1 protein-coding gene is annotated in these 598 nt (G+C 40.1%); it reads left to right on the forward strand.

Going from position 1 to position 598, the window contains the following annotated elements; translation table 11 throughout:
• Positions 1 to 598: DNA adenine methylase (locus ACYVTD_RS15590; RefSeq protein WP_461248612.1), on the forward strand; the 598-nt coding region annotated here is incomplete at both ends.

The raw sequence follows: 598 nt of genomic DNA on the forward strand, positions 1-598 counted from the left end.
ATGATGATCTTGTCGCAGAGCATCGCAAACGAGGTCTTACCCCCGAAAGCCCAACTATTCGAGGAACAGCCCAAAACCCCGACACATATTTCCAGGGGCGCGAAGGCGTTAACAAGTATTACGAAAAAGTTCCCGAGATTGTTCAAAAAGAAATGGATAAGCTCGCAAAAATTACAGGACGCCAGTATCATATATTTGATTACTACGGGGCTAAAGACGCTGATAAAGTTATCATTATAATGGGTTCTGGCGCGGACAAACATGAAGTTTGTTATGATGTTGTCACAAGACCGTCTTTTCAACAACGGAAAAAGGCATTTCTTGAAGAACTGCGCAGTTCTGGCAATAAATACAAACGATATACCGGGACTCCACTACGTTATGCGGGCGGAAAAACGCTTGCTGTCGGTTATATAGTGGAGCTTTTACCAAATAAATTAAAGCGTGTTATATCCCCATTTTTTGGCGGAGGCTCTTTTGAAATTGCCTGTGCAAAAGAACTTGGGCTTGAAATAAAAGGTTTTGATATTTTTGAACTGCTTGTTAACTATTGGCAACATCAATTTGCAAAACCGGAAAAAATGTATAAATATTTATT

The sequence above is a fragment of the Treponema sp. R6D11 genome (assembly GCF_054786075.1).